Here is a 23,155-nt window from a genome sequence, read left to right on the forward strand (position 1 = left end):
GCTGCGGCTGGCGATCGGCGCCATGCAGGATTTAGCGGGCGGCGATCGGCATGCGCCAGCCGCTGCCGAAGGCCCGGTCGCCGATCTTGAGCAGGGGCGGTGCCTGGCGCCGCTTGAACTCGGCCCGGCGCAGCAGCTGCATCACCCGTTCGGCCAGCTCCGCTGGGGTGCCGCTGGCGATCAGCTGCTCCGGACTAGCCAACTCCTCGATGTAGGCCTTCAAGATCGGGTCGAGCACGGCGTAGTCGGGCAGGGAATCGCTATCGAGCTGGTCGGGGCGCAGCTCGGCGCTGGGGGGTTTATCGCGGATCGCCCGCCCCACCAGCTCACCGTCGCCTGGCAGCCCCAGCTCACGCCGGCAGGGGCCGGCGGCGGTCGAATCGAGCCAGGCGCAGAGCTCGAACACGCTGGTTTTGTAGAGGTCACCGATCACGGCCAGGCCGCCGTTCATGTCGCCGTAGAGGGTGCAATAACCGACGGCCAGCTCGCTTTTGTTGCCGGTGGAGAGCAGCAGCTGGCCCTGCTGGTTGGCCACAGCCATCAGCAGGGTGCCGCGGATGCGCGACTGCAGGTTTTCGGCGCTCAGACCGCTGGGTGGGCCAGCCAGCACCGGTGTTAGGGCGGTGTCGAAGCTGGCCATCAGCGCCGCGATCTCAGCGGTGCGGCAGCCCAGGCCCAGGCGCCCAGCTAGGGCCTGGGCATCGCGTAGGGAGCCATCCGAGCTCCAGGGGGAGGGCATCATCAGTGCCTGCACCCGCTCACCCCCCAGGGCAGCGGCGGCGATCACGGCCACCAGGGCTGAATCGATACCGCCGCTCAGTCCCAGCAGGGCGCTGCTGAAGCCGCATTTGCGGGCGTAGTCGGCCACGCCTAGCACCAGGACCCGAAACAACTGCTCGTTTTCAGTAGGCAAAGGTGCCACTGGCAAAGATGCCGCTGGCCCTGCGTCGTTGACTTCCCAGCAGCTCACCTGCTCCTTGCAACTGGCCAGCTGGCTCACCACTGCGCTGCTGGCGTCTACTCCGCCGCTGGCATCCACCACGAAGCTGGCACCGTCGAATACCAGCTCGTCGTTGCCGCCCACCTGATTGACGTAGACCACCGGGCAAGCGAGCCGGCTGGCGGCCCGGCGGGCCAGGCTCTGACGCAGGGCCACTTTGGCCTGGCCAAACGGTGATGCCGAGAGGTTGAGCAGCAGGTCGATGCGGCTTGAGAGCAGCTCGGCGACGGGATCGGCACCAGCCAGGCGGTGGCCCTGCAGCTCCTCCTCAACCCAGAGGTCTTCGCAGATCGTTAGCCCTAGGCGCCAGGTCCGGCCGCCCCGCTCAAGCTCCAGCACACTTGGCTCTGTGGCGGCGCAGAAGTAGCGCTGCTCGTCGAAGACGTCGTAGGTGGGTAGCAGCCGCTTACGGGCCACCACGCGCCAGCTGCCGGCCTCCACTAAGGCCACAGCGTTGAACAGGTTGGGCAACGGCGCGGCGCCTGATGGTTCGGCCATGCCCACCAGCACGGCCAGCTGGGGCAGCTCTTGGGCTAGGGACGCGGCCAGCTGGTTGAGCACGGCGCCTTGCTTCGCGATCAGGCTGGGGCGCAGCAGCAGGTCGCGCGGTGGGTAGCCCCAAAGGGACAGCTCGGGGGTGAGCACCAGATCAGCCCCCTGGGCGGCGGCCTGACGGCTGGCCGCCAGAATCAGCTCACCGTTGCCCGCCAGGTCGCCAACTAGCGGATTTAGTTGGGCCAGGGCGAGGCGCATTAGGGGCGTTTGAGGGGCTGGCTGAGGTTCGGTTCGCCCAATCCGTAGAGATTGTGCTTGAGCAGTAGCGGCAACAGGGCCGCAGGTAGCTGGGCGGGGTCGGGGGTTTGGCGCAGCGCCGAGCTGGCGGTGGCGGGAACCTGCAGGGGCAGGATCACCACCCGGCCCCCCAGCTGGGTGAGCTGCTCCAGTTGTTTGGGCTGCAGGGGCCAGCCGGCCCGGGGGGCGATTGCCAGCACGCAGGCCTTCAGCACGGCTTCGGCCTGTTTCCAGCTGGGGATCTGGGCAGCCAGATCACTGCCCACCACAAACACCAGCTCGCTACCAGGCCACTGGGCCGCTGCCTGCTCCAGGGTGGTGATTGCCCAGGGGCTGCTGAGCTCCTGCCGGTGGCTCAGCCTTGGATCGCCGATGGCTGCCACCAGCTCGCCCAGCAGGGTGGATCGTTGTTCCAGGGGGGCGCCGTGGAGTTTTTGGGGGTTGTCGCTTGCCCAAGTGGCGACCTGGGGATAGAGCTGCACCAAGCCCTCCAGCAGGGCCTGGTGGCCGCGGGTCGGCGGGTCGGCGCTGGTGCCAAACAGGGCTACCGGCCCCTCTGCGGCTTTGACGACCCCGTTGCTCATGGCAGCAGGGCCTGCAGGTTGGCGGCCGGCTCGCTTCGCTCGCCCAGCCAGAGGCGCACCTGGGGATCGGTGATAGCCAGGCGCCGCAGCAGGGCGCCGGGTTGGCCGCCCCGCTGGGCGCTCCGCAGTAGTTCGGCGGCGGCGAGCCGGCCGGTGAGCCTGGTGGTGTGCACGGCCAGGGCTGCCTGGGCCAGGGCTACCGGGGCGGCTGGAGCGAGGCTGAGTCCGCCGGTGAGCGGTGCCGCCAGCAGCAGCAGTTGGCGTAGGGCGCCCAGGGCTAGCTGGATGCCGATCTGGGCGCCGCCCAGCAGGGCGTTGTGGCCGGAGAGCCGCCGCAGCAGCTGGCGGGCGCCGGCGCCATGCATCTGCAGGCCGTAGAGCTGGCAGAGCTGCAGCACCAGGGCGGTGTCGCAGGCCAGGCCGCCGGCTAGATCCAGCAGCACCAGGGGGTTGGCGGCCACGCCGGTGGCCTTGAGGGCGGCGAAGCGGCCGATCAGGCTTTGGGCGGCCTGGCGGCTGGTACCCAGGCGCCAGCGTTGCAGGGACTGGTGAAAGCGCTCCGCGCTGCCCAGGGCATTAAGGGCGAGCAACAGGCAGCCGTGCTGCTCCAGCAACAGCTGCAGCGACTGCCGCAGCGGCTCCACCTGCGGAGCTTGAACAACGCTGCGCACCCGGCCATCGGCCAGCAGCTGGGGTTGGCGTGGCGCGGCGGCCACCGGGATCAGCTCCAGGTGCCGGGCCGCTGCCGGCAGCCGCCGCTTGATGCTGGCGATCAGCTCGGCCTGCTCGGCCTCGCTCCAGCAGTCGCAGCGGTTTAGCACCAGCAGTACCGGCTTGCCGCTGGCCAGCAGTGGCGCCAGGGCGTCGTGCTCGACGCTGGTGAGGTCGCCGTCGAGCACCAGCAGCACCAGATCTGAGCCGAGGGCTACTCGGGCCGCCAGTCGGGCCCTGGCGGCGGCGGCGATCTCATCGATGCCAGGGGTGTCCACCAGCTCCACCCGGTTTAGCCCCGCCATGGGTTGCGCCCACGCTTGGGCCTGCTGGTGTCGGGTGCAGCCGTGGGCCACGTCGGTGGCGAAAGCCGCCTCCCCCAGCAAGGCGTTGAGCAGGCTCGACTTGCCCACCCCCACACGGCCGAACACGGCCACCCGCAGACTGCGCTGCTGCAGGCGCCCTAGCTGGCGATCTAGGGCCAGCAGCTGGCCGGCCAGCTGGCTTTGCTCGCGGCCGCTGAGCTGGAGCTGGCGGCGCCACTGGTCGAGCAGGGATTGGCAGCGCTCCGGGATGGCGGGCGCCTGATCGGGGAACGGTTTGGCGCACGGTTCGGGCCTCATGGCCGCATCCCTTCGCCCGCCGGTTGGGGACGGCGCCACCAGCCGGCCAGCACCGCCAGCACCGCTTCAGCGCCAATCACGCCCACGAAGCCGCCGAATTCGTCAACAACGACGCGAACGCCGCTGCTGTTGCGGCGGAAGCCCGTGAGCAACCGGTCGGCCCGGATCATTTCCGGCACGTAATCGACCGGCTCGCTTAGGGAGGCGGCAGTGCGATTGCCTTCGCCTTGGAGCAGGGCTGCCAAAAGTCGCTCCCGGCCGGCCACGCCCAGCACCTCATCCACCTCTTCGCCGAGCACCACCCACCATTCGGCGTTGTTCGCCAGTAGATCTTCGCGCAACTGCTCCAGGCTGGTCGCCCCATCGAGGGTGGGAGCCGCCACCCGTGGTGTCATCAGATCGCGGGCGGTGAGATCGTTTAGCTGGAACACCTTGGCGATCATGGCCGCCTCATCGGCCTCGATTTGGCCCTTCTGGGAGCCCAGCCGAGCCAGCAGACGAATCTCTTCTTCGTCGGTACTGATCTCGTTTTCGGCGGTGATCGCCGGCAGGAGCCGCTCCAGTAGCAGCACTAGGGGCAACATCAGGCCGGCCACGATCGCCAGGGCAGGGGCGCTGGCCAGGGCCACCGGCAGGGCCAGGCGGCTGCCGAGGGCCTTGGGCAGGATTTCCCCCAGCAGGATCACCAGCACGGTGAGCCCTACGGAAAACAGGGGCAGGGCGACCCCCTCGATGCCCTGGCGTTTGAAAACGATGGCGGCGTAGCCGCCCAGCATCAAGCTGCCAAAAATGTTGAAGCCGTTATTGGCGATCACCAGTACCGACAGGGTGCGGCCCAGGCGCTGGCGCAGCTGCTCCAGGCGCCGCGCTCCGCGCACGGGCTTGCTGCGGGAGGCAAGTTCGTGCACCCGCACCGGGTTCACGGTGAGCAGAGCTGCCTCAACTCCAGAGCACAGGGCCGAACCTGCGATCACCAGCACCACCAGCAGCGCCAGGATGAGCAGGTCGTTCATTCCGCCATTTCGCCGCTCACCATCTACCTATTAAATCGGCTCCGCCAGCGTCTGTCCCGCTGCCTGCTCCAAACTGGGCTTCTGCAGGGCCCGCTGGCCGCTTTTTCATGATCGATCCGTCGACCTTCGCCCAGCGGCGTCAGCGTTTCTTCGCTCAGCTCGGGGAAGCTGCTGCCGTGATTCCGGCGGCAACCCTGGTGACCCATCACGCCGACTGCGAGTGGCCCTTCCGCCAAAACAGCGACTTCTGGTATCTCACTGGTTTTGATGAACCCGAGGCGGTGGCCCTGTTCTTGCCCCACCGGCCCGAGGGTGAGCGCTACGTGCTGTTTGTGCAGCCCCGCGAGGCCAGCGCCGAGGTTTGGAATGGTTTCCGTTGGGGTACTGAAGGCGCCGTGGCCGAGTTTGGCGCTGACCTGGCCCACCCGCGCAGCGAGCTAGAGCAGCGCCTGCCCGACTACCTCAGGGGCGCTGAGGGCATCGCCTTTCGCGTTGGCAAGCACCCGAAGGTGGAGCCGCTGGTGCTGGCGGCTTGGGCCGCTCAGCTCGACCGAGCCCCCCGCAGCGGCCGGGCCGCCCTGGGGCTGGTGGCCCCCTGTCCGCTCCTGCATGAGCTGCGGCTGCGCAAGGGCCCCGAGGAGCTGGAGCGCATGCGCGAGGCGGCGCGAATCTCGGCCGAGGCCCATGAGCTGGCCCGCCAGGTGGTGCGGCCTGGCCTCAATGAGCGGCAGGTGCAGGCTGTGATTGAGCAGCACTTCCTGGAGCAGGGTGCCCGTGGCCCGGCCTACGGCACGATCGTTGCCGGCGGCGATAACGCCTGCGTGTTGCACTACATCGCCAACAACGCCCCGCTGAACGACGGCGATCTTCTGTTGATCGATGCCGGTTGCTCCTTGGCCGACTACTACAACGGCGATATCACCCGCAGCTTTCCGATCAACGGTCGCTTCAGTGCTGAGCAGCGCGCCCTCTACGAGCTGGTGCTGGCGGCCCAGGAGGCGGCGGTGGATTCGGTGGCCCCGGGCTTCAGCGCTGAAGGGGTGCACGAGACCGCCCTGCGGGTGCTGGTGGCGGGCCTGCTGGACCTAGGGCTGCTGGCAGGATCCCTTGACGGGGTGATCGAGCAGGGGGCCTACCGCCACCTCTACATGCACCGCACCGGCCACTGGCTTGGCCTTGATGTACACGATGTGGGGGCCTATCGCCTCGGTGAGCACCACGTGGAGCTGGAGCCGGGCATGGTGCTCACCGTGGAGCCGGGCCTCTACGTGAGCGATCGGCTGCCGGTGCCAGATGGCCAGCCGGAGATCGAAGCTCGCTGGAAGGGCATCGGCATTCGCATCGAAGACGATGTGGCGGTAACCGCCCACGGCCATGAAAATCTCACCGCCGCCGCCCTGAAGTCTCCGGCGGCGCTTGAGCGCTGAGGTTTAGGGCAGGGCATCAGCCCAGCTCTGGATGATCCGCAGCCCATCGATCTGCTGGAAATGCTCGTCGAAGCTGAACAGAACCGATCCCATCTCAACTGCACTGGCGGCGATCCAGATGTCATTGGTGGGAATGGGCCGACCCTTGCGGCGCAGGTCTCGGTAAATCAGTGCATAGGTGTCCGCTGTGGCCAAGCCGCAGGGGCAGTGCTGGACCCGTGGTGAGGCCAGAAACTGGCTGAGTTCCTCTCGGTTGCGGGCTTCGCGTGTGCCGCAGGCGAAGCCTGCCAGAAGTTCTCCAATCACGGTGCTGCTGATCAGCAGCCTGTCGGCACGTTGGACCAGCTCCATGCAGGGGAGGAGGCCCCTCTTAAACCCGGCATAGGCATTGGTATCCAGGGCAATGGGCCGCATGGCTCAGGCCCAGAGTTCCTGGTCGATCTGTTCGAGGGGGGCGATGGCCGAGCTGAAGGCATTGCTCTCTTCCTCAGACCACGTGCCAGCCAGGTCGTCCAGGTCGTGATGCTGGTTGTGCGGTGCGGATGACTCTCCTGTTAAGCGACGCAGTACGAGGCGATTCAGGCTGATGCCTTGCTGGCGGGCCTGCTCCTTCAATTGGTCCAGCTGGGACTCATCCAGGCCGCGAACACTGATGGCTGGCATCACTGATATCACTAGCTGATTGCAAGCTAGTGCAGGTCTATGGCATCCAGACCCTTGACGCTGCTCAAAAGTGCCGCCGTGCTGGGAATCACCACATCGGCGCCGGCCTCCCGCAGGCGCGCCTCGTAGGCGGCTCGCGCTTCGGGCTGGCTGTGCAGATGGGGTGGCGCTACCGCAAAGCTCAAGAAGCGCTGCCCGGGGCACTGGGCGCGGGCGCGCTGCACGGTGAGCACATCGGCCACCGTGTCGCCCAGGTAAATCACCGGCGCTGCGCCAGCCCCCAGGCTCTCGCCGGCCAACCGGCTGGCTAGCTGCAGCAGGCCGGTGGGATCGGGCTTATCTGGCGCATCGCCCATGGCAATCAAGGGCGGATTGGCCAGCTCCAGGCGGGTTTCCAGCACGTAGCGGCAGGAGGGGGGCTCGGAGCCACTCACGAAGCCGTAGGCCAGACCTGCAGCCTCCAGAGCGGCAAAAAAAGCTTGCTGCACCTGTAGAGGCTCGTCGCGGATGAAGCCCCGCCAATGGCCCGGATCGCCGGCGGGATCGCCGCCGAAATAGAAGCCTTCGAACACCGCCACCAGCTCCTCAAACGCCGGTAGCGGGTTATGGCCGGTGCGGCGCAGCAGCTCCATCGAGGCCTGCCAATCGTTGTTCCAGCTTCCTTCGCTTTTGAGGCGGTCGATGGCGGCGGGCTCGGGACGCTGGCCATGGAAGTGGTGCACCGTTTCGACGATTGCCCGGCGGTAGCTGGCGCTCACATCGCGGATTACGCCATCGATGTCGAACAGCACTACGGCCCGGGGCGAAGAGGCGAACATGGGCATCAAGATTGGCTTTCAGGAACGGGCATCGCTTTCAAACTGGACGCTGGCTGCAGCGGTGGCCTCACTGCCGAATAGTTCAGCTGCCAGTGCCGGGCTGATCGTGAAGGTGTTCAGCCCTTCAGCGGCCAGGTGGCTGAGTTCGCTGGGCTGGCGCAAGCTGGCCACCAGCAGCCGCACGCTGGAGCCGAGCCCCGCAAGGCATCGCTGCATGGTGACCACTTCAGCTACCCCATTGCGCCCCTGATCCTGGATGCGGCCCAGGTAGGGGGCGATGTATTCGACTCCCAGGGCCGCGGCGATCAGCACCTGGTGGGGCTCGTAGCAGGCGGTGAAGGTGACGGCAACGCCGGCGCCAACCAGCTCCCGGGCAACCGCTGCTCCCTGCTTGGTCACCGGCAGCTTCACGGCGATGCGGCCGGGGGCCAGGGCCGCTAGTTTCTGGCCGCAGCGCAGCATGTCTGCCGTGGTGGCGCCCCATGCCTGCAGGTGGAGTTCGGCGATGCCATGGGCCAGGGCCGTGCGGCTGAGGGCTGCCAGGCTGTCGAGGGTGCAGGGCTGGGCGGCCCGGCGCAGCAGGGTGGGGTTGGTGGTTACGCCGTGAAATAGGCCGCTGGCCAGCCACTGCTGCCAGGCTTTGGGATCTGCAGAATCGAGGAACAGGCGCAGGGCCATAGCCGCAGGCGGGGGCCGAGGGCGGCCAGGCGGCTGGTAGGTTAGTTCTTTGCTCTGTTGCCTTGAGCACTGACCCCATGACAGCCTTCGAGAGCGCTCCTGACGCAGCAGTAACCGAATTGGCCGAAGTGGCCGCGGCTGCCGAAGACACCACCACCCAGGGGCGTCCGGTGATGCGTGGCGGCAGTGCGGCTCTGGCGACCGCCATCATTGATGAGGATGGCGTTCCTTCTGGCTATACCCCCAAGGCTGACGAAGGTCGTTTCCTGCTCAAGATCCTGTGGCTGCCTGACAACGTCGCCCTAGCGGTGGATCAGATTGTTGGCGGTGGTCCGAGCCCTCTTACTTCTTACTTCTTCTGGCCCCGGGAAGATGCCTGGGAAACCCTCAAGACCGAGCTCGAAGGCAAGAGCTGGATCACCGATAACGAGCGCGTTGAGGTGCTCAACAAGGCTACCGAGGTGATCAACTACTGGCAGGAAGAAGGAAAAGGCAAGAGCCTGGACGACGCCAAACTCAAGTTTCCTGATGTCACTTTCTGCGGTACCGCCTGATCGTCGCTGAATTCTGAAGCTTAGTTTTTGCCCGGATAAAAATTTATATCTACCAGCGCTCCGCGAGGAGTGCTTTTTTGTGCATCTTTTTTGCTCATTAACGACATAACCATAAAAATTCCGGAAGTCAACCCTGGGTACGGGTTGACTTCCGGAATCAAAATCTTTGAATACTTAGATTCTTTGAAAATCTAGAATGTTTGGAAATCTAGATGGCTTTGCTTGCTTGGAATCGGGCGCGAGACGCAGCCAGTGCTTGCTGGGCTTTGACCTTGTCTGGGCTAGCTGGCTTGCCCTCGAATGCAGCTGCTGCCGATTGGGCAGCCTCAAAGGCAGCCTCTGCGGATGCAGCATTAATTGAGCTGCCGAGCTCAGCGGCATTCACCAAAACGGTGACCTCGTCGGCCTCCACTTCAGCGAAACCACCCATTAGGGCGATCGTTGACCAAGCGCCGCCGGAGCGCAGACGCATTACGCCTGTATCCAGTGCTGCCAGCATGGTGACGTGGCCAGGAAGGATACCTACCTGCCCAGTAGTGCTTGGCAGGATTACCTCTTCGGCGGTTCCATCAAAAACGCTCTGATCAGGGGCCAGAACGCGGAGGGTGAGACTCATGGGTAGGGGTCCTCAGGGAAAAGCAGGAATCAACCCTTGGCTTCGGCAAGAATCTTGGCGGCCTTGGCCCTCACCTGGTCGATGTTGCCCACTAGGTAGAAGGCAGCTTCAGGTAGGTCGTCAAGCTCGCCGGCCAGAATCATGTTGAAGCCCTTGATCGTGTCGTCCAGCTTGACGTACTCACCCTTTTGACCGGTGAAGATCTCGGCCACGAAGAATGGCTGGGAGAGAAACTTCTCGATCTTGCGGGCCCGGTCAACCGTGCGGCGGTCGTCCTCGGAGAGTTCGTCGAGACCAAGAATCGCAATGATGTCTTGGAGCTCTTTGTAGCGCTGCAGGGTGCTTTGCACGGAGCGTGCAGTGCGGTAGTGCTCATCACCTACCACCGCTGGCTGAAGCATGGTGCTGGTGGAATCCAGAGGATCCACAGCCGGGTAGATGCCCTTGGAAGCCAGGCCGCGGCTCAGCACGGTGGTGGCGTCTAGGTGGGCAAAGGTGGTGGCAGGTGCCGGGTCGGTCAGGTCGTCTGCAGGTACGTAGACGGCCTGGATCGAAGTGATCGAGCCTTCCAGGGTGGAGGTGATGCGCTCTTGCAGCATGCCCACGTCGGTGCCGAGGGTGGGCTGATAGCCCACAGCTGAAGGCATGCGGCCGAGCAGGGCCGATACCTCTGAACCGGCCTGCACGAAACGGAAGATGTTGTCGACGAACAGCAAGACGTCTTGCTTGTTCGTATCGCGGAAGTGCTCAGCCATGGTGAGTGCCGAGAGACCCACGCGCATGCGGGCACCAGGGGGCTCGTTCATCTGGCCATAGCAGAGCGCCACCTTCGACTTGGAAAGGTCGTCGGGGTTGATCACACCCGATTCCTTGAATTCCTCGTAAAGGTCGTTGCCTTCGCGGGTGCGCTCGCCAACGCCAGCGAACACGGAAACGCCGCCGTGCTCCTTGGCGATGTTGTTGATTAGCTCTTGGATCAGCACGGTCTTGCCAACGCCGGCACCGCCGAACAGGCCAACCTTGCCCCCTTGGCGGTAAGGAGCCAGCAGGTCGATCACCTTGATGCCGGTCTCAAAAACCTTGGGCTTGGTCTCCAGCTCAGTGAGGCTGGGGGCGGCGCGGTGGATCGAAGCGGTCACGCTGGTGGTTACTGGACCCTGCTCATCCACGGGCTCGCCGAGCACGTTGAAGATGCGACCGAGGGTGGCTTCGCCCACGGGTACGCAAATTGGGGCGCCAGTATCAACTGCCTCCATGCCACGGACCAAGCCGTCGGTGGTGCTCATGGCCACAGCACGGACTCGGTGATCGCCCAGCAACTGTTGGACTTCAGCAGTTAGGGCGACTAGCTGGCCGGCCGAATTTTTGGCTTCAATCCGAAGCGCGTTGTAAATCTTGGGCAGCTTGCCGGCCGGGAATTCAACGTCTAAAACCGGGCCAATCACCTGCCGGACGGTGCCTTTGGTGCCGGTGGCGGTAGCAGCTGCCATAGGTAAGGAAATCTTGGGGAAGCGCAGGGGGAATCAGCCCGCCTGAAGCGGCGCAACCTTACCACCGCGACAGGCGGTGAACCCTGTTCAGCAACTGTTCGCCCTGGTGGTTCGGTCACCCGCACGGTCTGGGCCTGGGCACTGGAACTTGATTGGGCATAAGTTGGCACTCGTAGAGCTCGAGTGCTAAATCGCCCCTCAGGCCCACTCAAGTTCACTGTTCTGTGGCGTCTCAGGCGTCATGTCATTGCTCCCGCAATCCATCCATGGCTGCTGTTTCTCTCAGCGTCTCCACGGTTAAGCCCCTCGGAGATCGCATTTTTATCAAGGTGTCCGAATCGGAGGAGAAAACCGCCGGCGGCATCCTTCTGCCTGACACCGCTAAGGAAAAGCCCCAGGTGGGCGAGGTGGTGCAGATCGGCCCAGGCAAGCGCAACGACGACGGCAGCCGCCAGGCTCCTGAGGTCAGCGTTGGCGACAAGGTGCTCTACAGCAAGTACGCCGGCACCGACATCAAGCTCGGCAGCGACGAGTTTGTGTTGCTTTCCGAGAAGGACATCCTCGCCATCGTCAACTGACGACTGGCCGATTACTGAATCCGAACTAACCCCATAAGGACATCGCCTTCCATGGCTAAGCGCATTATTTACAACGAGAACGCTCGCAGAGCTCTCGAAAGAGGTATCGACATTCTGGCTGAGGCCGTTGCTGTCACCCTTGGACCCAAGGGCCGCAACGTGGTCCTGGAGAAAAAGTTTGGTGCTCCCCAGATCATCAACGACGGCGTCACCATCGCCAAGGAAATTGAGCTCGAAGACCACATCGAGAACACCGGTGTTGCCCTGATCCGTCAGGCCGCCTCCAAAACCAACGATGCCGCCGGCGACGGCACCACCACCGCCACTGTTTTGGCCCATGCCATGGTCAAGGCAGGCTTGCGCAACGTGGCTGCAGGCGCCAATGCGATCACCCTCAAAAAGGGCATCGATAAGGCTTCCGATTTCCTCGTAGGCAAGATCAAGGAGCACGCCAAGCCCATCTCCGACTCCAGCGCCATCGCCCAAGTGGGCACCATCTCCGCCGGCAACGACGAAGAGGTAGGTCGCATGATCGCCGATGCGATGGACAAGGTCGGTAAGGAAGGTGTGATCTCCCTGGAAGAAGGGAAATCGATGACCACCGAGCTGGAGGTCACCGAAGGCATGCGCTTCGACAAGGGCTACATCTCGCCCTATTTCGCCACCGACACCGAGCGCATGGAAGCGGTGCTCGAAGAGCCCTACATCCTGCTCACCGATAAGAAGATCGGTTTGGTGCAGGACCTGGTGCCCGTGCTTGAGCAGATCGCCCGTACAGGCAAGCCCCTGCTGATCATTGCCGAGGACATCGAGAAGGAAGCCCTAGCCACCCTCGTTGTGAACCGCCTGCGCGGCGTGCTCAACGTGGCGGCAGTCAAGGCCCCTGGTTTCGGTGATCGCCGCAAGGCCATGCTCGAGGACATCGCCGTTCTCACCAACGGTCAGCTGATCACCGAGGACGCCGGTCTCAAGCTTGAGAACGCCAAATTGGAGATGCTGGGCACCGCCCGCCGCATCACCATCAACAAGGACACCACCACCATCGTGGCCGAAGGCAACGAAGTGGCCGTCAAGGCGCGCTGCGAGCAGATCCGCAAGCAGATGGACGAAACCGACTCCTCCTATGACAAGGAGAAGCTGCAGGAGCGTCTTGCCAAGCTGAGCGGCGGTGTGGCCGTGGTCAAGGTGGGTGCCGCCACCGAGACCGAGATGAAGGACAAGAAGCTGCGCCTGGAAGACGCCATCAACGCCACCAAGGCGGCTGTTGAAGAAGGCATCGTTCCTGGTGGTGGCACCACCTTGGCCCACCTGGCCCCCGCCCTCGAGGAGTGGGCTGCGGCCAACCTCTCTGGCGAGGAGCTGATCGGCGCCCACATCGTGGCCTCCGCGCTGACCGCACCCTTGATGCGCATCGCTCAAAACGCTGGCGTCAATGGCGCTGTCGTGGCTGAGAACGTGCGCAACAAGCCCTTCAACGAGGGCTACAACGCCGCCACCGGCGAGTACGTCGACATGCTGGCTGCCGGTATCGTCGACCCCGCCAAGGTGACCCGCTCCGGTCTGCAAAATGCCGCCTCCATCGCCGGCATGGTGCTGACCACCGAGTGCATCGTGGCTGATATGCCAGACAAGAAAGATGCTGCTCCCGCCGGTGGCGGCATGGGCGGCGGCGACTTCGACTATTGACAGCGAGATGGGTGCCTTCGAGGCCCCTCTCCGTCATCGTCAGCGAGGGCAGAAGGGTTTTCCTTCTGCCCTTTTTTTGTTCGTTTCCGTTCAGCCAAGCGGGCCCATCCATCCCGGCTGTATCGGTTGCCACCTTTAAAGGCTCTTTTGGTAGCGGTTGCTACTGGCTGCTGATCCGTTGGTCTTCAGGGTGGCGCCTGGTTTTGGCTCAGCTGTGCCGCTTCTGTTTGCAACCGATCTGGCCCTTCGCAGTGCCAACAATGGTTTTGTGTTGGTGAGTGCCGCCCTGGTGCTGATGATGACGCCAGCTCTGGCCCTCTTTTATGCGGGCTTTGTTCGCAGCCGCAACGTGCTTAACACCATGGTGATGAGCTTCACCGCCATGGCCCTGGTGAGTGTGCTCTGGGTGTTGTTCGGCTACAGCCTGGCCTTCTCTCCCGGCAGCGGTCCCCTAGCTCCTTTCATCGGCGGGTTGCAGTGGGCGGGGCTCAGCAATTGGTCGGCTCCCTATGGGGATGGGCAACTCAGTCACGGTGCCGTTGCCCTGTTCCAGGTCACCTTTGCGATCATCACTCCGGCGCTGATTTCCGGTGCGGTGGTGGAGCGGATGCATTTCCGCGCCTGGATGGTGTTTCTGCTGCTCTGGAGCACCTTCATCTACCTACCCCTGGCCCACATGGTGTGGGGCCCAGGTGGGTTCCTGGGCAGCTCCGGCCTCGGTGCCATCGACTTCGCCGGTGGCCTGGTGGTGGAACTGGCCTCGGGCGTGGCCGCCGCCGTTGCTGCCCTGGTGGTAGGCCGGCGTCGCAGTGGGGGCGTGGGCTATGCCGCCCCACCCCACAACGTGCCCTTCATCCTGTTTGGGGCGGGCCTGCTCTGGTTCGGCTGGTTTGGCTTCAATGGTGGTAGCGGCCTGGTGGCCGGCAATTTGGCCTCCCTTGCCTGCCTCACCACCAATACCGCTGCCGCTGCAGCTGCCCTGGGCTGGATGCTGCTGGAAACATGGCAGCGCGGCAAGCCCACTGCCGTGGGTGTGGCTACCGGCGCCGTGGCCGGCCTAGTGGCGATCACCCCAGCGGCTGGCTATGTGAGCCCTCTGGCGGCCGTTTTGATCGGCTTTGCGGCAGCACTGGTTTGCAGCTATGCCATGCAACTCAAGAACCGCTGGCGGCTCGATGACAGCCTCGATGTGCTGCCGGTGCATGGCGTGGCCGGGTTGCTCGGCACTCTGCTAACTGGCGTGTTCACGTTGAAAAGCCTCAATCCCGCTGGCGCAGATGGACTGCTAGTCGGTCAGCCAGGTCAGCTCTGGATTCAGCTCAAGGCCGCAGGATTCACAATTCTTTTTGTTGGAGTAGGCACGTATGTGATTCTTCTACTGATTCGCCTGGTGATGCCCCTGCGTGTTAACGACATTCAGGAACAGCAGGGCCTCGATATCAATGCTCACGGCGAAGAGGCCTACAACGGCGAATACACCGGTTAACCGGTGATGAAATTGAGGGCTGCGCCGTTGTTGCAGTAGCGCTTGCCACTGGGCTTAGGGCCGTCGTCAAACACGTGGCCCTGATGGCCGCCGCAGCGCCGGCAGTGGTATTCGGTGCGGGGCACGATCAACTTGAAGTCCACCTTGGTGGCGATCCCGTTGGGCAGCGGTTGCCAGAAGCTGGGCCAGCCGGTGCCGCTCTCGTATTTGGCCTTGGAGCTAAAGAGGGGCAGGGCGCAGCCAGCACAAACGAAAGTGCCTGGGCGTTTTTCGCTATTCAAGGGGCTGGAGAAGGGCCTTTCGGTGCCTTCCTGGCGGAGCACGTTATAAGCGGCAGGGTTGAGACGTTTCTTCCAGCTGGCTTCGCTGAGCTGCCAGGCGGGATCTTGGGCCTTGGAAGCTGCTTCGGCGCGGGAGACGCCAGTGAAGAAGGCACCCAGGCTTGATCCCAGGGCTACCAGCAGATTGCGTCGCGGCATTGGCGTCACAGACCTAACCGAGCCAGCCGGCGCTGAGCACAACGGCCAGGCCAAGAAAAATTGCTAGCAAGGTCCAGCTGATGCGGTTGAGGGTGGCTTCGGCGCTACGGGCACTGGTGAACATCGAACCGCCGCTAGCGGCCAGCCCGCCCATGCCATCGCCCTTGGGGCTATGTAGTAGCACGCTGATGATCAGCAGAACGCCACTGCCAATCCACACCCATGACAAAACTGAAGTGATCATGGGCCTCTTTGAATAGAGGCAGATTAAACGCCCAGGGTCTGGGGGATGGGACTGGATGCGGCTGCGGTCCCAGTTGCCAGGATCAGTGATTCACCGCTCATGGTTGCGGGCTTGGGCAGGTGCAAGATCTCGAGCAGGGTCGGGGCGATGTCGGCTAAGCCGCCATGGTCACGCAGCGACACGTTGGTGCCGTGGCCGGGCAGCTTGCGTTTCTCGCCCTCCACCAAAATCACGGGCACGGGGTTTGTGGTGTGAGCCGTCCAGGGGCGACCATCTGGACCCTCCATCACTTCGGCATTGCCGTGGTCTGCGGTGATCAGCAGCGTGCCTCCCATGCGGTTGGTGGCCTCCATCAGCTTTCCTACACAGGTGTCGACAGTGGTGATTGCTTCAGTGGTGGCTTTCATTTTGCCGGTGTGCCCCACCATGTCCGGATTGGCGTAATTGATTACCACCAACGAGTAAATGCCCTTTTTGATTGCGGCAATACAGCTTTCAGTGAGCTCGCCGGCGGACATTTCCGGGGATAGGTCGTAGGTAGCCACCCGGGGGGAGGGGACTAGGTGGCGATCTTCTCCAGGGAAAGCCTGCTCAATGCCCCCATTCATGAAATAGGTGACGTGAGGATATTTTTCGGTTTCAGCTGTGCGGAACTGGCGCAGCCCCGAGTTCGACACCACTTGGCCCAGTAAGCCATCGAGAGATTCGGGCGGAAAAGCCACCGCTACGGGCAAGCCCCTTTCGTATTGGGTGAAGGTGACCACATCCAGTTGGGCTTGGCGCTGCCGCGAGAAGTCGTCAAATTCCGGCAAAACCAGGGCGCGGATCAACTGGCGCACCCGGTCGGGCCGGAAGTTGAAACACACCAGAGCGTCTCCGCTCTTGATCAATCCCTCCGCCAATCGCAACGGCTCGAGGAATTCGTCGCCGATCTCTTGGGCGTAGGAGGCGTGGATGGCGTTGACCGGGCTGAGCTCGGATATCTCGCTTGGTTCGGTTAAGAGTCGATAGGCCTTTTCGGTGCGGTCCCAGCGGTTATCGCGATCCATGGCCCAGTAGCGGCCGCAGAGAGTGGCGATCCGCCCCACGCCGGCCCGACTGATCTGCTCTTGAACCTGGGTGACGAATCGGGGGGCACTGCTCGGGTCCGTGTCCCGGCCATCGGTGATCACGTGGATGCAGACATCCTTGAGACCGCGGCTCGCGGCCCATTGCAACAAACCCCCTAGGTGGGTGATGTGACTGTGAACGCCCCCATCGGAGCACAGGCCGATCAGGTGCAGGCAGCCGCCCTTGAGAAGTAGGCGGTCGGCTAAGGAATTGAGCGCAGGGTTGGCGGCCAAGCTGCCGTCCTTGACAGCTTGGCTGATCCGCACCAGCTCCTGGCGAATGATTCGACCGGAGCCGATTGTGAGATGGCCCACCTCAGAATTGCCCATCTGATGATCTGGCAGGCCGACAGCGGCGCCGCTGGCCTCAATCAGGGTGTGGGGGTAGGCGTGCCAGAGGGCATCCATCACCGGGGTGCTGGCAGCACGTATGGCGTTGTGATCGGCTTCGTGGCTGTAACCCCAGCCATCCAAAATGGCGAGTACGACCGGGGCCACAGAGGATGAAGCCCTAGAGGCCGATGCTGGGCCTGGCACCAGGGTGGATTGCTGCTGGGAGGGAATAGTCGTCACCCGTCTCGCCTAGCGACGTTGAACCAACGCCTTCCAAAACCAACTTACAGTGCAAATGTGCTGCGATCCCAACTGCTTCCCTCGGGGTCAGCCTTTGGTCACACAGCCAACCAGCCCTAGCCGACTTGCCTGATTCCCTAATGCATCGGCTCGAACTGCTCTCGGCCCTAGATTTGGGCCGCACCCTTGACCGGCTTGCCTCCCAGGTGTTGGAAGGAGTCGCCGACAGCCGCTCCTTGGTGCTCCTTGGCATACCCACCCGTGGAGTGGCGTTGGCTGAGGTTTTGGCCTCCCGCTTGGCAGTCTTAGCCGGCCATCCGATCGACCAAGGCAGTGTCGATCCCACCTTTCATCGAGATGACCTGGAGCGAGTCGGCACCCGTTTGGGCCAGCCCACCGATTTGCCCGTGGCTCTGGATGGGCGCCAGGTGGTGTTGGTGGATGACGTGATCTTTACGGGGCGCACTGTGCGGGCGGCACTTGAAGCCTTGCAAGCCTGGGGGCGGCCCAAGCGGGTCAGCTTGCTGGCCATGGTGGATCGCGGTCACCGGGAGCTGCCGATCCAGCCTGATTTCTGTGGAAAGCTAGTGCCCACCAGTCGCCAAGAATCAATCCAGCTGTGCCTGCAGGAGATCGATGGCGAGGAGGGGGTGTTCCTGCTGCGGCCGGAGCTCTAGCGAGAGTCAGGCAAGCGATCAGGCGGGAGCCAGCTCATCTGAGCGGAAATGGGCCCGAAATTTGCCGAAGGCAACCACCACCGGCAAGGTTGGGCTGATCACCCGGCCCTTCCACTCGTTGAGCACGGTGACCACCTCACCCTGTTGCCCTTTGAGATCGAAGGCGATCCCGCGGTGCTGGGGGTGGTGGTAGACGACCACGCTTTGGGAGACCTGAACCTGATCACCTGCCTGCATGGCTCCAGAGCTTCATCGCGGGGCCAATCTTGTCACGCGCCAATCACCGCTTGCTGGATCGGCGCTGACAGGCCGTCTCCGGCCCGGCCTCAACAACCTGTCCACCTAAGGCCCGACAGGCCTCCTGGAACGCAGACCACTCGTCCATACCCTGGGAGATCCGTTGGCGCACCTGGGCATCGAGTTGGGCGGCGGGCACGGTGTGGGGCAGCTGGCCATGGGCGTCGTGTTCGCGCTCCTGCACTGACAAGCCTTCGATGCCCTTCTGCACCTTGGCTTGTAGGCCGCGGCTCTGGGTTTTCCACCAGGGATGGTCGATGCGGGTGAGGGCTTCGAGGGCCTCCCACCAGCGTTTTTGCTCTGTGAGGCCCTTGGCCCGCTCCAGCTGCAGCCGGTTGCGAGTCCAGTTTTCACTGAGTTTGTCGCCCAGGCTGTCGCCGTCGGCCCGGTGGTCATCGCCCATCACAGCCAGGATCTTCAGGGCTGCAGGTAGGTCGCCCTCCTGGAAGCGGGTCATGGCGCGCTGCTGCAGGTTTTGCTGCCACACCAGCAGCCGCTGGCGGTCGGCTTCGCTGCCGGCAAAGGAGTTCACCAGTTGCAATTGCAACTGCAGAGCCTCGCCCCAGCGCTCCTGCTGCCAGAGCTGGGCCGCTTTGCGGCGCCGGCAGCTGCCTTGTTCGGCAGGGGCCTGCCCCCCCAGCCAGCGCAGGGCTTCGAGCTGTTCGCTGTAGCGCAGGCAGGCTTCTAAGTCGCCGCTCCTTGCCGCCTGCTCCAACCGTTGCGGCAGCTGCTGCTCCCACCAGTAGGTCGCCCCAATGCCGCAGGCCACAAGACCCAGGGTGAGACCCAGCCAGAAACGGGGCAGCCTGTGGCGGCGTAGGGCCAAGGCAAATACGGAAATATGAAACTTAGTTTTATGGACGCTGCGGCCGAGATGCCGTCAGCGGAGGGCAGCGCTTGCGGCGTCCACTTGACTTTGCCTCTAACTCTCAGCGCACCGGGCCCAGAAGTTGGGGGGCGCTGAGGCGACCACTGCGTAGGTCCGTGACCTCCAGCACCAGCTGGCCCTGGTCGTTGACAGAAAAAGACAACCGCAGACAGTCCTCGCCAGGCTGTCCCGGCACGTCCAGGGCAAGGTCTGGGGGTTGCTCGCTCCAGGGCATCACTCGGGCTTGCCCCGCTGGTCGCGGACGCAGCACCGGTAGCCCGGCCTCAAACACCACCTCGCTGCGTCTTTCGTTGTCTGGTTCTCCCAGCACCAGCTCCAGGCTTCGCTGGTTGGGGCTGCTGCAGGCGAGCACGATTTCCAGCGGCCGCTCACTCGGCCAGGTTTGTCCCGCCACAAACAGCGGTTGCCAGTGATGGCGGCTGGAGCGCTGATCCCAGCAGCGCAGGCAAATTCCGTAGCGCAAAACATCCCGCACCCGCACCCCGGGGGTGAGGGCCAGGGCCCCCAGGGCTACGGCTTCCACCGGCCGGCTTTCCTGCAGGGGAATGCCGCCGCAGCGCTCCTGCAGCCATTGGTGGATCAGGGGCATGCGGCTGCTGCCACCAACCGGCAGCAGGGCGGTGATCTGGTTTGGGGCCAGGCCATCGCGTCGGGCTCCCGCCAACACGACCTCCAGCAGATCATCGAGTTGGGCCAGCAAGCCCCGCTCCACCAACAAGGCGTTTAGGCCGCTGCGACTCAGCCGCAGAGGTTGGGGAGGCAGGCCTGCAGGACTCCAGAACACCAGGGCCTCTTCGGCGCTGCTGAGCTGGCATTTGAGCGATTCAGCTGCCTCCAGCAGGGCCCCATCAAGGGGGGCTCCGGGACAAAGGTGGGCTGCGATCCAGCGATCTATATCCCGGCCTCCCAGGGCCACCCCTGCCTTGCCTATCACCCGGGCACAGCGCAGGGCCTGGCGACTTGAACTCAGATCCCGGCCGGCGAAGCGCAGCAGCTGGGCCATGGGCGCCGGGCGTCCTTCGCCACCCTCTAGGGCCACCAGGGATAGGTCGATGGTGCCGCCTCCCAGGTCCACCACCAGCACCGTGCTGCCAGCAGGCAACCCCGCACCGATGGCTGCGGCGGTGGGTTCGTCCACCAGGGCCAGCTCAGGCACCTCTAGCTCGCTGCATACCTCCTGCAGCCATTGGCGGTAGCGGGGGTAGCTGTCAATAGGAGCGGTCAGCACCAGCCGCTCGGGCGCAAGCCCTGGCGGCAGGGCGGCCCAGAGCTGCCTCAGCAGCAAGGCTCCGGCCTGTTCTGGCCGCAGTGGCAAGGCTGGGGGTGGTTCGGGCGCCGGGCAGGGGAGCGCGCCGATTTGTCGTTTGAAGTCCCGATGCAACTGGGGGCAATCGCTGTGGGCCAGGCCCGCCTCCAATACCTGGCGACCGATCAGGGGCCGTGGCATTGCTGGATCGCTGAGCCATAGCAGGGTTGGCACCGCAACCGGCTCGCTGGTGCTGTACGGCGGCAGGGCCAGCAGCTTGGCCGCGGTGTCTGGCCCCTGGTAGGCCACCACCGTGGTGCTGCTGCCTAGATCAATCGCCAGCGTGCCCCGCATTACACCCTTCTAAACGGGGAGTTGCCGTTGTTGACCTAGGTTGAGGTGATTGCAAGGTTGCCCATGCAGAGCGGTATTGATGTCAACCACAAGGAACTGGCCCAGCGGGCCGAGAGCCTGATCCGCCACACCAGCAACCGTTACCTCACCACGGTGAAGATTGCTTTTAGGGCTAAGCAGCGTCGTTTCGATGATTTCGATGGCCTGCTTGACGATTCGATGATCAAACCCGTGCAGCGGGCCATCATCGAAATGAGCGATGAGCAGGACCAGCCCGATTTGCTGCCCGGCTGATTCGGCGGATGCGTGTTCAAGAAGGTGAGGGGTGGAGGTGGCTGGAGGATTCAGCCCGCCACCCCTTTTCTTTTTTGATTGGTGGCCAGGGCTGGGCCTCTGAGCTCACAGCGGAGGAGGCCCGGGGGCTGGGTCAGGCTCTGGTGCAGTTGGTGCAAGAGCACCATGATCTGGCCAGTCAGTTGATGGCTGAAGAGTCGATCAGCATTGAACTCGAGCGCGGCCCTTTGTGGATTGCCTTGGAAGGCGACCGCAACGCCTGGTCGCTGCGGTTTGTGCTCACGCCTGGGGCTGATTGCCGTGCCGTTGAGGGCAGCTGGCTACCCGGGCCTAGCGCGGCTTTGGTGGCGGCCCTGGCACAGGGGGCTGGCGGCTAGCTGGGGCATGTGGGCAAGCCAGCACGGTTGCAGCTGAGACCCAGCGGCAGTTGAAGCTGTTTAGCACTGCTGATCATTGCCGTATTCCCGCCCAGCCCCCAGATCACTCTTAGTTTTGCTCAGTTTTTCCCCAGGTCAGTTGTTCAGATGGGGCTTGCCCACTAGGGCCTGGGGAGAAGCTCGCTGCCAGAGCCTTTCCCCTTGACAGCGCTGGCTCCAGCCTCACCGCTTGGCCCAAAGGCGAGGGGGCCATGGCAAATGCTCTGGCAGAGCTGGGTTCTTAGCTTTGGAGGCTGGCCAGGGCAGCTTCGCCAGGCCATTTGACGGCCCCGCCCCGATGTGGAGAACTGGTGCCACACAAGGCCGTTATCTCTCATGGATCTGCAGACTCCCGTCCGAGCTCAAGCTCCCGTGGAGGGGGAAGGCTTAACGGTGAGCTTTCGCGCAGAGGTGCCTGAGGCCTTACTGGCCTCGATGCGTGGCTTTATCGAGCAGCACCCCAATTGGGATCAATACCGGTTGTTTCAAGCTGCCCTGGCTGGTTTCCTGGTGCAGAACGGCCTTGGCGACCGGGAAGTCACCCGCTGCTACCTGGCAAATCTCTTTCCCGCCCAGGCGAGCTTCAGGCAGCAGTGAGCTGGCCCCGGTCCTCCTGGCCGAAGAGTTGCTGGTAGGCGGCCGTGAGGGTGCAGGCCGCCACTGGTAACGCCACCACCAGCCCGATGAGCAGCACCAGGAAGCCGGCCAGCACCATGGCCAGCAGCACCAGGGTTAGGCCAAGGGCTTGGAGCCAGTGGGGATCGGTGGCGGCCCGACCGCTGCGAAAGGCTGCCAGGGGGGTAAGCCCTCCGATTAGGGCTAGCGGCAGGCTCAGAATTTGATCGGCGCTCAAATAAATAACGGCAGCCAAACCCGCCACCAGCGGTAGGGGGGCTAACAGAGGTTGAATCATCGTGAGCAGCCAGGAGCTCGCCTGGGCCAGGCGCACTATCAGTGCCAGCACCACCAGGATCAGCACCACGGTTCCAAAGCAGCGCAACATCGCTCTGCCATCGACCCGGATCAGTGCTCCCAGCCTGGGTCGCCTCTGATTGAGAGCTAGTTGGGCCCCCCGCATCAACCCCACCACCAGCCAAAGCCCGGTAAGGGCATAGATGATCCAGGCCGCCGCCGCCAGGGTTATAGCGACGGGGTCGGGCTTGCCCAGCAGCGACAGCACCAGGCTGCTTTCGTAGCGATAAAGCAGCTGGGCAGCCAAATTGGCGCCGCCGCTCAGCAGGGTGAACCCCATCAGCACCCAGGGGCAGTGGCTGAAGGCAGCCCAGCCCCGCTCGACGGCGCTGCGGATGGCTAGGGGGGGCTTGGGGCTGATCCGGGCCAGTTGGCTCATGGTGACTCAAGCAGCTCCAGCAGTCGCTTGGCACTGCTGGGCTCAACCGGCAGGATCGAAAGACGGTTGCCCCGCTTCACCACCCCCAGCTGCTCTGGGCTGAAGTTTTCCCGTAAGGCATCCAGGCTGAGCAGCTGGTGGAAGTGGCGTAAGTAGCGCAGCCGGCAACAGTCCCAGCGGGGCTTTTGCCGGCTTGCGGCGGGATCGAAATATTTGGAGTTGGGATCAAATTGGCTGGGGTCGACAATCTGGGTTTCAACCACCTCCATCAAGCCCACGATGCCTGGTGGTTTGGTGTTGGAGTGGTAGAAAAAAGCCCGATCGCCAATTTGCATGCTCCGCATAAAGTTGCGGGCCTGGTAGTTGCGAATGCCGTCCCATAGGGTGCTGCCCTCCCGCTGCAGATGGTCAATCCCATAGACATCGGGCTCGCTTTTCATCAACCAATAGGCCATGGCCCGTTGCGGTCGCCTGGTGCGCGAATGTTAGGAGCTAGATAGCTGAACG

Annotated in this window: 27 protein-coding genes; 9 read left to right on the plus strand and 18 right to left on the minus strand. The window is 63.9% G+C overall.

Annotated elements, in window-relative coordinates:
* Positions 1-31 precede the first annotated feature (31 nt).
* Genes KBY74_RS00320 through KBY74_RS00335 form a run of 4 tightly spaced genes read right to left on the minus strand, consistent with a single transcriptional unit; the run spans position 32 to position 4,723 of the window.
* A complete protein-coding gene (locus KBY74_RS00320) occupies positions 32-1,753 on the minus strand; it encodes an NAD+ synthase (protein ID WP_254940978.1) in 1,722 nt (573 codons plus the stop codon).
* Positions 1,753-2,376, minus strand: coding sequence for a nicotinate-nucleotide adenylyltransferase (locus KBY74_RS00325; RefSeq protein WP_254940979.1), 624 nt, complete (start codon positions 2,374-2,376; stop codon positions 1,753-1,755). Before KBY74_RS00325 ends, KBY74_RS00320 begins: the two co-directional genes overlap by 1 nt.
* The gene (locus KBY74_RS00330; RefSeq protein WP_254940980.1) at positions 2,373-3,710 is read right to left on the minus strand and encodes a DUF697 domain-containing protein; all 1,338 of its coding nucleotides are present in this window, start codon (positions 3,708-3,710) and stop codon (positions 2,373-2,375) included. The genes KBY74_RS00325 and KBY74_RS00330 overlap by 4 nt, the downstream gene beginning before the upstream one ends.
* Positions 3,707-4,723, minus strand: a complete 1,017-nt coding sequence (locus tag KBY74_RS00335; protein ID WP_254940981.1) for a CNNM domain-containing protein — start codon at positions 4,721-4,723, stop codon at positions 3,707-3,709. The genes KBY74_RS00330 and KBY74_RS00335 overlap by 4 nt, the downstream gene beginning before the upstream one ends.
* 107 nt (positions 4,724-4,830) lie before the next feature.
* On the opposite strand from KBY74_RS00335, the gene KBY74_RS00340 reads away from it, so the two are divergent.
* Positions 4,831-6,150 carry an aminopeptidase P N-terminal domain-containing protein gene (locus tag KBY74_RS00340; RefSeq protein WP_254940982.1) on the plus strand — a complete coding sequence of 440 codons (1,320 nt, stop codon included), beginning with the start codon at positions 4,831-4,833 and terminating at the stop codon, positions 6,148-6,150.
* Positions 6,151-6,153: 3 nt separating this feature from the next.
* Here the strand turns inward: KBY74_RS00340 and KBY74_RS00345 are convergent, their stop codons facing one another.
* From KBY74_RS00345 to KBY74_RS00360, 4 genes are read right to left on the minus strand one after another with little or no spacing between them, the layout of a single operon-like run.
* Positions 6,154-6,564: a type II toxin-antitoxin system VapC family toxin gene (locus KBY74_RS00345; RefSeq protein WP_254940983.1), complete on the minus strand. Its 411-nt coding sequence runs from the start codon at positions 6,562-6,564 to the stop codon at positions 6,154-6,156.
* 3 nt (positions 6,565-6,567) lie between these two features.
* The gene (locus tag KBY74_RS00350; RefSeq protein ID WP_254940984.1) at positions 6,568-6,813 is read right to left on the minus strand and encodes a hypothetical protein; all 246 of its coding nucleotides are present in this window, start codon (positions 6,811-6,813) and stop codon (positions 6,568-6,570) included.
* Between the two features lie 26 nt (positions 6,814-6,839).
* The gene (locus KBY74_RS00355) at positions 6,840-7,631 is read right to left on the minus strand and encodes a TIGR01548 family HAD-type hydrolase (protein ID WP_254940985.1); all 792 of its coding nucleotides are present in this window, start codon (positions 7,629-7,631) and stop codon (positions 6,840-6,842) included.
* 18 nt (positions 7,632-7,649) lie between these two features.
* Positions 7,650-8,309: a transaldolase family protein gene (locus KBY74_RS00360; protein WP_254940986.1), complete on the minus strand. Its 660-nt coding sequence runs from the start codon at positions 8,307-8,309 to the stop codon at positions 7,650-7,652.
* A 77-nt stretch (positions 8,310-8,386) separates the two neighbouring features.
* On the opposite strand from KBY74_RS00360, the gene KBY74_RS00365 reads away from it, so the two are divergent.
* A complete protein-coding gene (locus KBY74_RS00365; RefSeq protein WP_396094819.1) occupies positions 8,387-8,863 on the plus strand; it encodes a 30S ribosomal protein PSRP-3 in 477 nt (158 codons plus the stop codon).
* Between the two features lie 208 nt (positions 8,864-9,071).
* Here KBY74_RS00365 and atpC read toward each other — a convergent pair whose 3' ends face one another.
* Together atpC and atpD are read right to left on the minus strand one after the other, a co-directional pair.
* Positions 9,072-9,479, minus strand: coding sequence for an ATP synthase F1 subunit epsilon (gene atpC / locus KBY74_RS00370; RefSeq protein ID WP_254940987.1), 408 nt, complete (start codon positions 9,477-9,479; stop codon positions 9,072-9,074).
* 29 nt (positions 9,480-9,508) lie between these two features.
* On the minus strand, positions 9,509-10,969 hold the full coding sequence (atpD, locus tag KBY74_RS00375) for a F0F1 ATP synthase subunit beta (protein WP_254940988.1): 1,461 nt from the start codon (positions 10,967-10,969) through the stop codon (positions 9,509-9,511).
* Between the two features lie 266 nt (positions 10,970-11,235).
* Here atpD and groES point away from each other — a divergent pair, with 266 nt between their 5' ends.
* The 3 genes from groES to KBY74_RS00390 all read left to right on the plus strand — a co-directional run bounded on the left by groES (position 11,236) and on the right by KBY74_RS00390 (position 14,719).
* On the plus strand, positions 11,236-11,547 hold the full coding sequence (gene groES / locus KBY74_RS00380) for a co-chaperone GroES (RefSeq protein WP_094561335.1): 312 nt from the start codon (positions 11,236-11,238) through the stop codon (positions 11,545-11,547).
* A 51-nt stretch (positions 11,548-11,598) separates the two neighbouring features.
* Positions 11,599-13,233, plus strand: a complete 1,635-nt coding sequence (groL, locus tag KBY74_RS00385; protein ID WP_106502318.1) for a chaperonin GroEL — start codon at positions 11,599-11,601, stop codon at positions 13,231-13,233.
* 214 nt (positions 13,234-13,447) lie between these two features.
* Positions 13,448-14,719, plus strand: coding sequence for an ammonium transporter (locus KBY74_RS00390; RefSeq protein ID WP_254940989.1), 1,272 nt, complete (start codon positions 13,448-13,450; stop codon positions 14,717-14,719).
* Here KBY74_RS00390 and msrB read toward each other — a convergent pair.
* From msrB to gpmI, 3 genes are read right to left on the minus strand one after another with little or no spacing between them, the layout of a single operon-like run.
* Complete coding sequence (msrB, locus tag KBY74_RS00395) at positions 14,716-15,198, minus strand: peptide-methionine (R)-S-oxide reductase MsrB (RefSeq protein ID WP_254940990.1); 483 nt, start codon at positions 15,196-15,198, stop codon at positions 14,716-14,718. The genes KBY74_RS00390 and msrB overlap by 4 nt on opposite strands.
* A 13-nt stretch (positions 15,199-15,211) precedes the next feature.
* The gene (gene secG / locus KBY74_RS00400; RefSeq protein ID WP_254937435.1) at positions 15,212-15,442 is read right to left on the minus strand and encodes a preprotein translocase subunit SecG; all 231 of its coding nucleotides are present in this window, start codon (positions 15,440-15,442) and stop codon (positions 15,212-15,214) included.
* 23 nt (positions 15,443-15,465) lie between these two features.
* Complete coding sequence (gpmI, locus tag KBY74_RS00405; RefSeq protein WP_254940991.1) at positions 15,466-17,049, minus strand: 2,3-bisphosphoglycerate-independent phosphoglycerate mutase; 1,584 nt, start codon at positions 17,047-17,049, stop codon at positions 15,466-15,468.
* A 215-nt stretch (positions 17,050-17,264) separates the two neighbouring features.
* Here gpmI and pyrR point away from each other — a divergent pair, with 215 nt between their 5' ends.
* Positions 17,265-17,801, plus strand: coding sequence for a bifunctional pyr operon transcriptional regulator/uracil phosphoribosyltransferase PyrR (gene pyrR / locus KBY74_RS00410; protein WP_254941037.1), 537 nt, complete (start codon positions 17,265-17,267; stop codon positions 17,799-17,801).
* A gap of 18 nt (positions 17,802-17,819) precedes the next feature.
* On the opposite strand, the gene KBY74_RS00415 is transcribed toward pyrR, so the two are convergent.
* From KBY74_RS00415 to KBY74_RS00425, 3 genes are all read right to left on the minus strand, one after another.
* Complete coding sequence (locus KBY74_RS00415; protein WP_254940992.1) at positions 17,820-18,038, minus strand: ferredoxin-thioredoxin reductase variable chain; 219 nt, start codon at positions 18,036-18,038, stop codon at positions 17,820-17,822.
* Positions 18,039-18,081: 43 nt separating this feature from the next.
* The gene (locus tag KBY74_RS00420; protein WP_254940993.1) at positions 18,082-18,924 is read right to left on the minus strand and encodes a hypothetical protein; all 843 of its coding nucleotides are present in this window, start codon (positions 18,922-18,924) and stop codon (positions 18,082-18,084) included.
* Between the two features lie 103 nt (positions 18,925-19,027).
* Positions 19,028-20,587, minus strand: coding sequence for an Hsp70 family protein (locus KBY74_RS00425; RefSeq protein ID WP_254940994.1), 1,560 nt, complete (start codon positions 20,585-20,587; stop codon positions 19,028-19,030).
* A 63-nt stretch (positions 20,588-20,650) separates the two neighbouring features.
* Here KBY74_RS00425 and KBY74_RS00430 point away from each other — a divergent pair, with 63 nt between their 5' ends.
* The 3 genes from KBY74_RS00430 (at position 20,651) to KBY74_RS00440 (ending at position 21,894) form a co-directional block, all read left to right on the plus strand.
* Positions 20,651-20,881, plus strand: a complete 231-nt coding sequence (locus KBY74_RS00430) for a DNA-directed RNA polymerase subunit omega (RefSeq protein ID WP_106502311.1) — start codon at positions 20,651-20,653, stop codon at positions 20,879-20,881.
* Between the two features lie 8 nt (positions 20,882-20,889).
* Positions 20,890-21,258 (plus strand): DUF1818 family protein, encoded by a 369-nt coding sequence (locus tag KBY74_RS00435; protein WP_106502310.1) that lies wholly within the window; start codon positions 20,890-20,892, stop codon positions 21,256-21,258.
* 375 nt (positions 21,259-21,633) lie between these two features.
* On the plus strand, positions 21,634-21,894 hold the full coding sequence (locus tag KBY74_RS00440; protein WP_106502308.1) for a DUF2811 domain-containing protein: 261 nt from the start codon (positions 21,634-21,636) through the stop codon (positions 21,892-21,894).
* Here the strand turns inward: KBY74_RS00440 and KBY74_RS00445 are convergent.
* Both KBY74_RS00445 and KBY74_RS00450 read right to left on the minus strand, forming a co-directional pair.
* Positions 21,881-22,648, minus strand: coding sequence for a hypothetical protein (locus KBY74_RS00445; protein WP_254940995.1), 768 nt, complete (start codon positions 22,646-22,648; stop codon positions 21,881-21,883). The two genes, KBY74_RS00440 and KBY74_RS00445, sit on opposite strands and share 14 nt — an antisense overlap.
* Entirely contained in the window at positions 22,645-23,103 is a 459-nt protein-coding gene (locus tag KBY74_RS00450; RefSeq protein WP_254940996.1) for an EVE domain-containing protein, read from the minus strand. The genes KBY74_RS00445 and KBY74_RS00450 overlap by 4 nt, the downstream gene beginning before the upstream one ends.
* Positions 23,104-23,155 lie beyond the last annotated feature (52 nt).

This window comes from Cyanobium sp. A1C-AMD (genome assembly GCF_024346495.1).
Classification (GTDB): Bacteria; Cyanobacteriota; Cyanobacteriia; order PCC-6307; family Cyanobiaceae; genus Cyanobium_A; species Cyanobium_A usitatum.

Excerpts from the sequence above, each read along its gene's own strand:
- KBY74_RS00335 (WP_254940981.1), bottom strand. The coding sequence starts at position 4,723 with ATGAACGACCTGCTCATCCTGGCGCTGCTGGTGGTGCTGGTGATCGCA.
- KBY74_RS00345 (WP_254940983.1), bottom strand. The coding sequence starts at position 6,564 with ATGCGGCCCATTGCCCTGGATACCAATGCCTATGCCGGGTTTAAGAGG.
- secG (WP_254937435.1), bottom strand. The coding sequence starts at position 15,442 with ATGATCACTTCAGTTTTGTCATGGGTGTGGATTGGCAGTGGCGTTCTG.
- atpC (WP_254940987.1), bottom strand. The coding sequence starts at position 9,479 with ATGAGTCTCACCCTCCGCGTTCTGGCCCCTGATCAGAGCGTTTTTGAT.
- KBY74_RS00340 (WP_254940982.1), top strand. The coding sequence starts at position 4,831 with ATGATCGATCCGTCGACCTTCGCCCAGCGGCGTCAGCGTTTCTTCGCT.
- groES (WP_094561335.1), top strand. The coding sequence starts at position 11,236 with ATGGCTGCTGTTTCTCTCAGCGTCTCCACGGTTAAGCCCCTCGGAGAT.
- KBY74_RS00445 (WP_254940995.1), bottom strand. The coding sequence starts at position 22,648 with ATGAGCCAACTGGCCCGGATCAGCCCCAAGCCCCCCCTAGCCATCCGC.
- KBY74_RS00360 (WP_254940986.1), bottom strand. The coding sequence starts at position 8,309 with ATGGCCCTGCGCCTGTTCCTCGATTCTGCAGATCCCAAAGCCTGGCAG.
- KBY74_RS00415 (WP_254940992.1), bottom strand. The coding sequence starts at position 18,038 with ATGCAGGCAGGTGATCAGGTTCAGGTCTCCCAAAGCGTGGTCGTCTAC.
- msrB (WP_254940990.1), bottom strand. The coding sequence starts at position 15,198 with ATGCCGCGACGCAATCTGCTGGTAGCCCTGGGATCAAGCCTGGGTGCC.
- KBY74_RS00350 (WP_254940984.1), bottom strand. The coding sequence starts at position 6,813 with ATGCCAGCCATCAGTGTTCGCGGCCTGGATGAGTCCCAGCTGGACCAA.
- KBY74_RS00365 (WP_396094819.1), top strand. The coding sequence starts at position 8,387 with ATGACAGCCTTCGAGAGCGCTCCTGACGCAGCAGTAACCGAATTGGCC.
- atpD (WP_254940988.1), bottom strand. The coding sequence starts at position 10,969 with ATGGCAGCTGCTACCGCCACCGGCACCAAAGGCACCGTCCGGCAGGTG.
- pyrR (WP_254941037.1), top strand. The coding sequence starts at position 17,265 with ATGCATCGGCTCGAACTGCTCTCGGCCCTAGATTTGGGCCGCACCCTT.
- KBY74_RS00430 (WP_106502311.1), top strand. The coding sequence starts at position 20,651 with ATGCAGAGCGGTATTGATGTCAACCACAAGGAACTGGCCCAGCGGGCC.
- KBY74_RS00440 (WP_106502308.1), top strand. The coding sequence starts at position 21,634 with ATGGATCTGCAGACTCCCGTCCGAGCTCAAGCTCCCGTGGAGGGGGAA.
- KBY74_RS00425 (WP_254940994.1), bottom strand. The coding sequence starts at position 20,587 with ATGCGGGGCACGCTGGCGATTGATCTAGGCAGCAGCACCACGGTGGTG.
- KBY74_RS00320 (WP_254940978.1), bottom strand. The coding sequence starts at position 1,753 with ATGCGCCTCGCCCTGGCCCAACTAAATCCGCTAGTTGGCGACCTGGCG.
- KBY74_RS00325 (WP_254940979.1), bottom strand. The coding sequence starts at position 2,376 with ATGAGCAACGGGGTCGTCAAAGCCGCAGAGGGGCCGGTAGCCCTGTTT.
- KBY74_RS00435 (WP_106502310.1), top strand. The coding sequence starts at position 20,890 with ATGCGTGTTCAAGAAGGTGAGGGGTGGAGGTGGCTGGAGGATTCAGCC.
- KBY74_RS00330 (WP_254940980.1), bottom strand. The coding sequence starts at position 3,710 with ATGAGGCCCGAACCGTGCGCCAAACCGTTCCCCGATCAGGCGCCCGCC.
- groL (WP_106502318.1), top strand. The coding sequence starts at position 11,599 with ATGGCTAAGCGCATTATTTACAACGAGAACGCTCGCAGAGCTCTCGAA.
- KBY74_RS00355 (WP_254940985.1), bottom strand. The coding sequence starts at position 7,631 with ATGTTCGCCTCTTCGCCCCGGGCCGTAGTGCTGTTCGACATCGATGGC.
- KBY74_RS00450 (WP_254940996.1), bottom strand. The coding sequence starts at position 23,103 with ATGGCCTATTGGTTGATGAAAAGCGAGCCCGATGTCTATGGGATTGAC.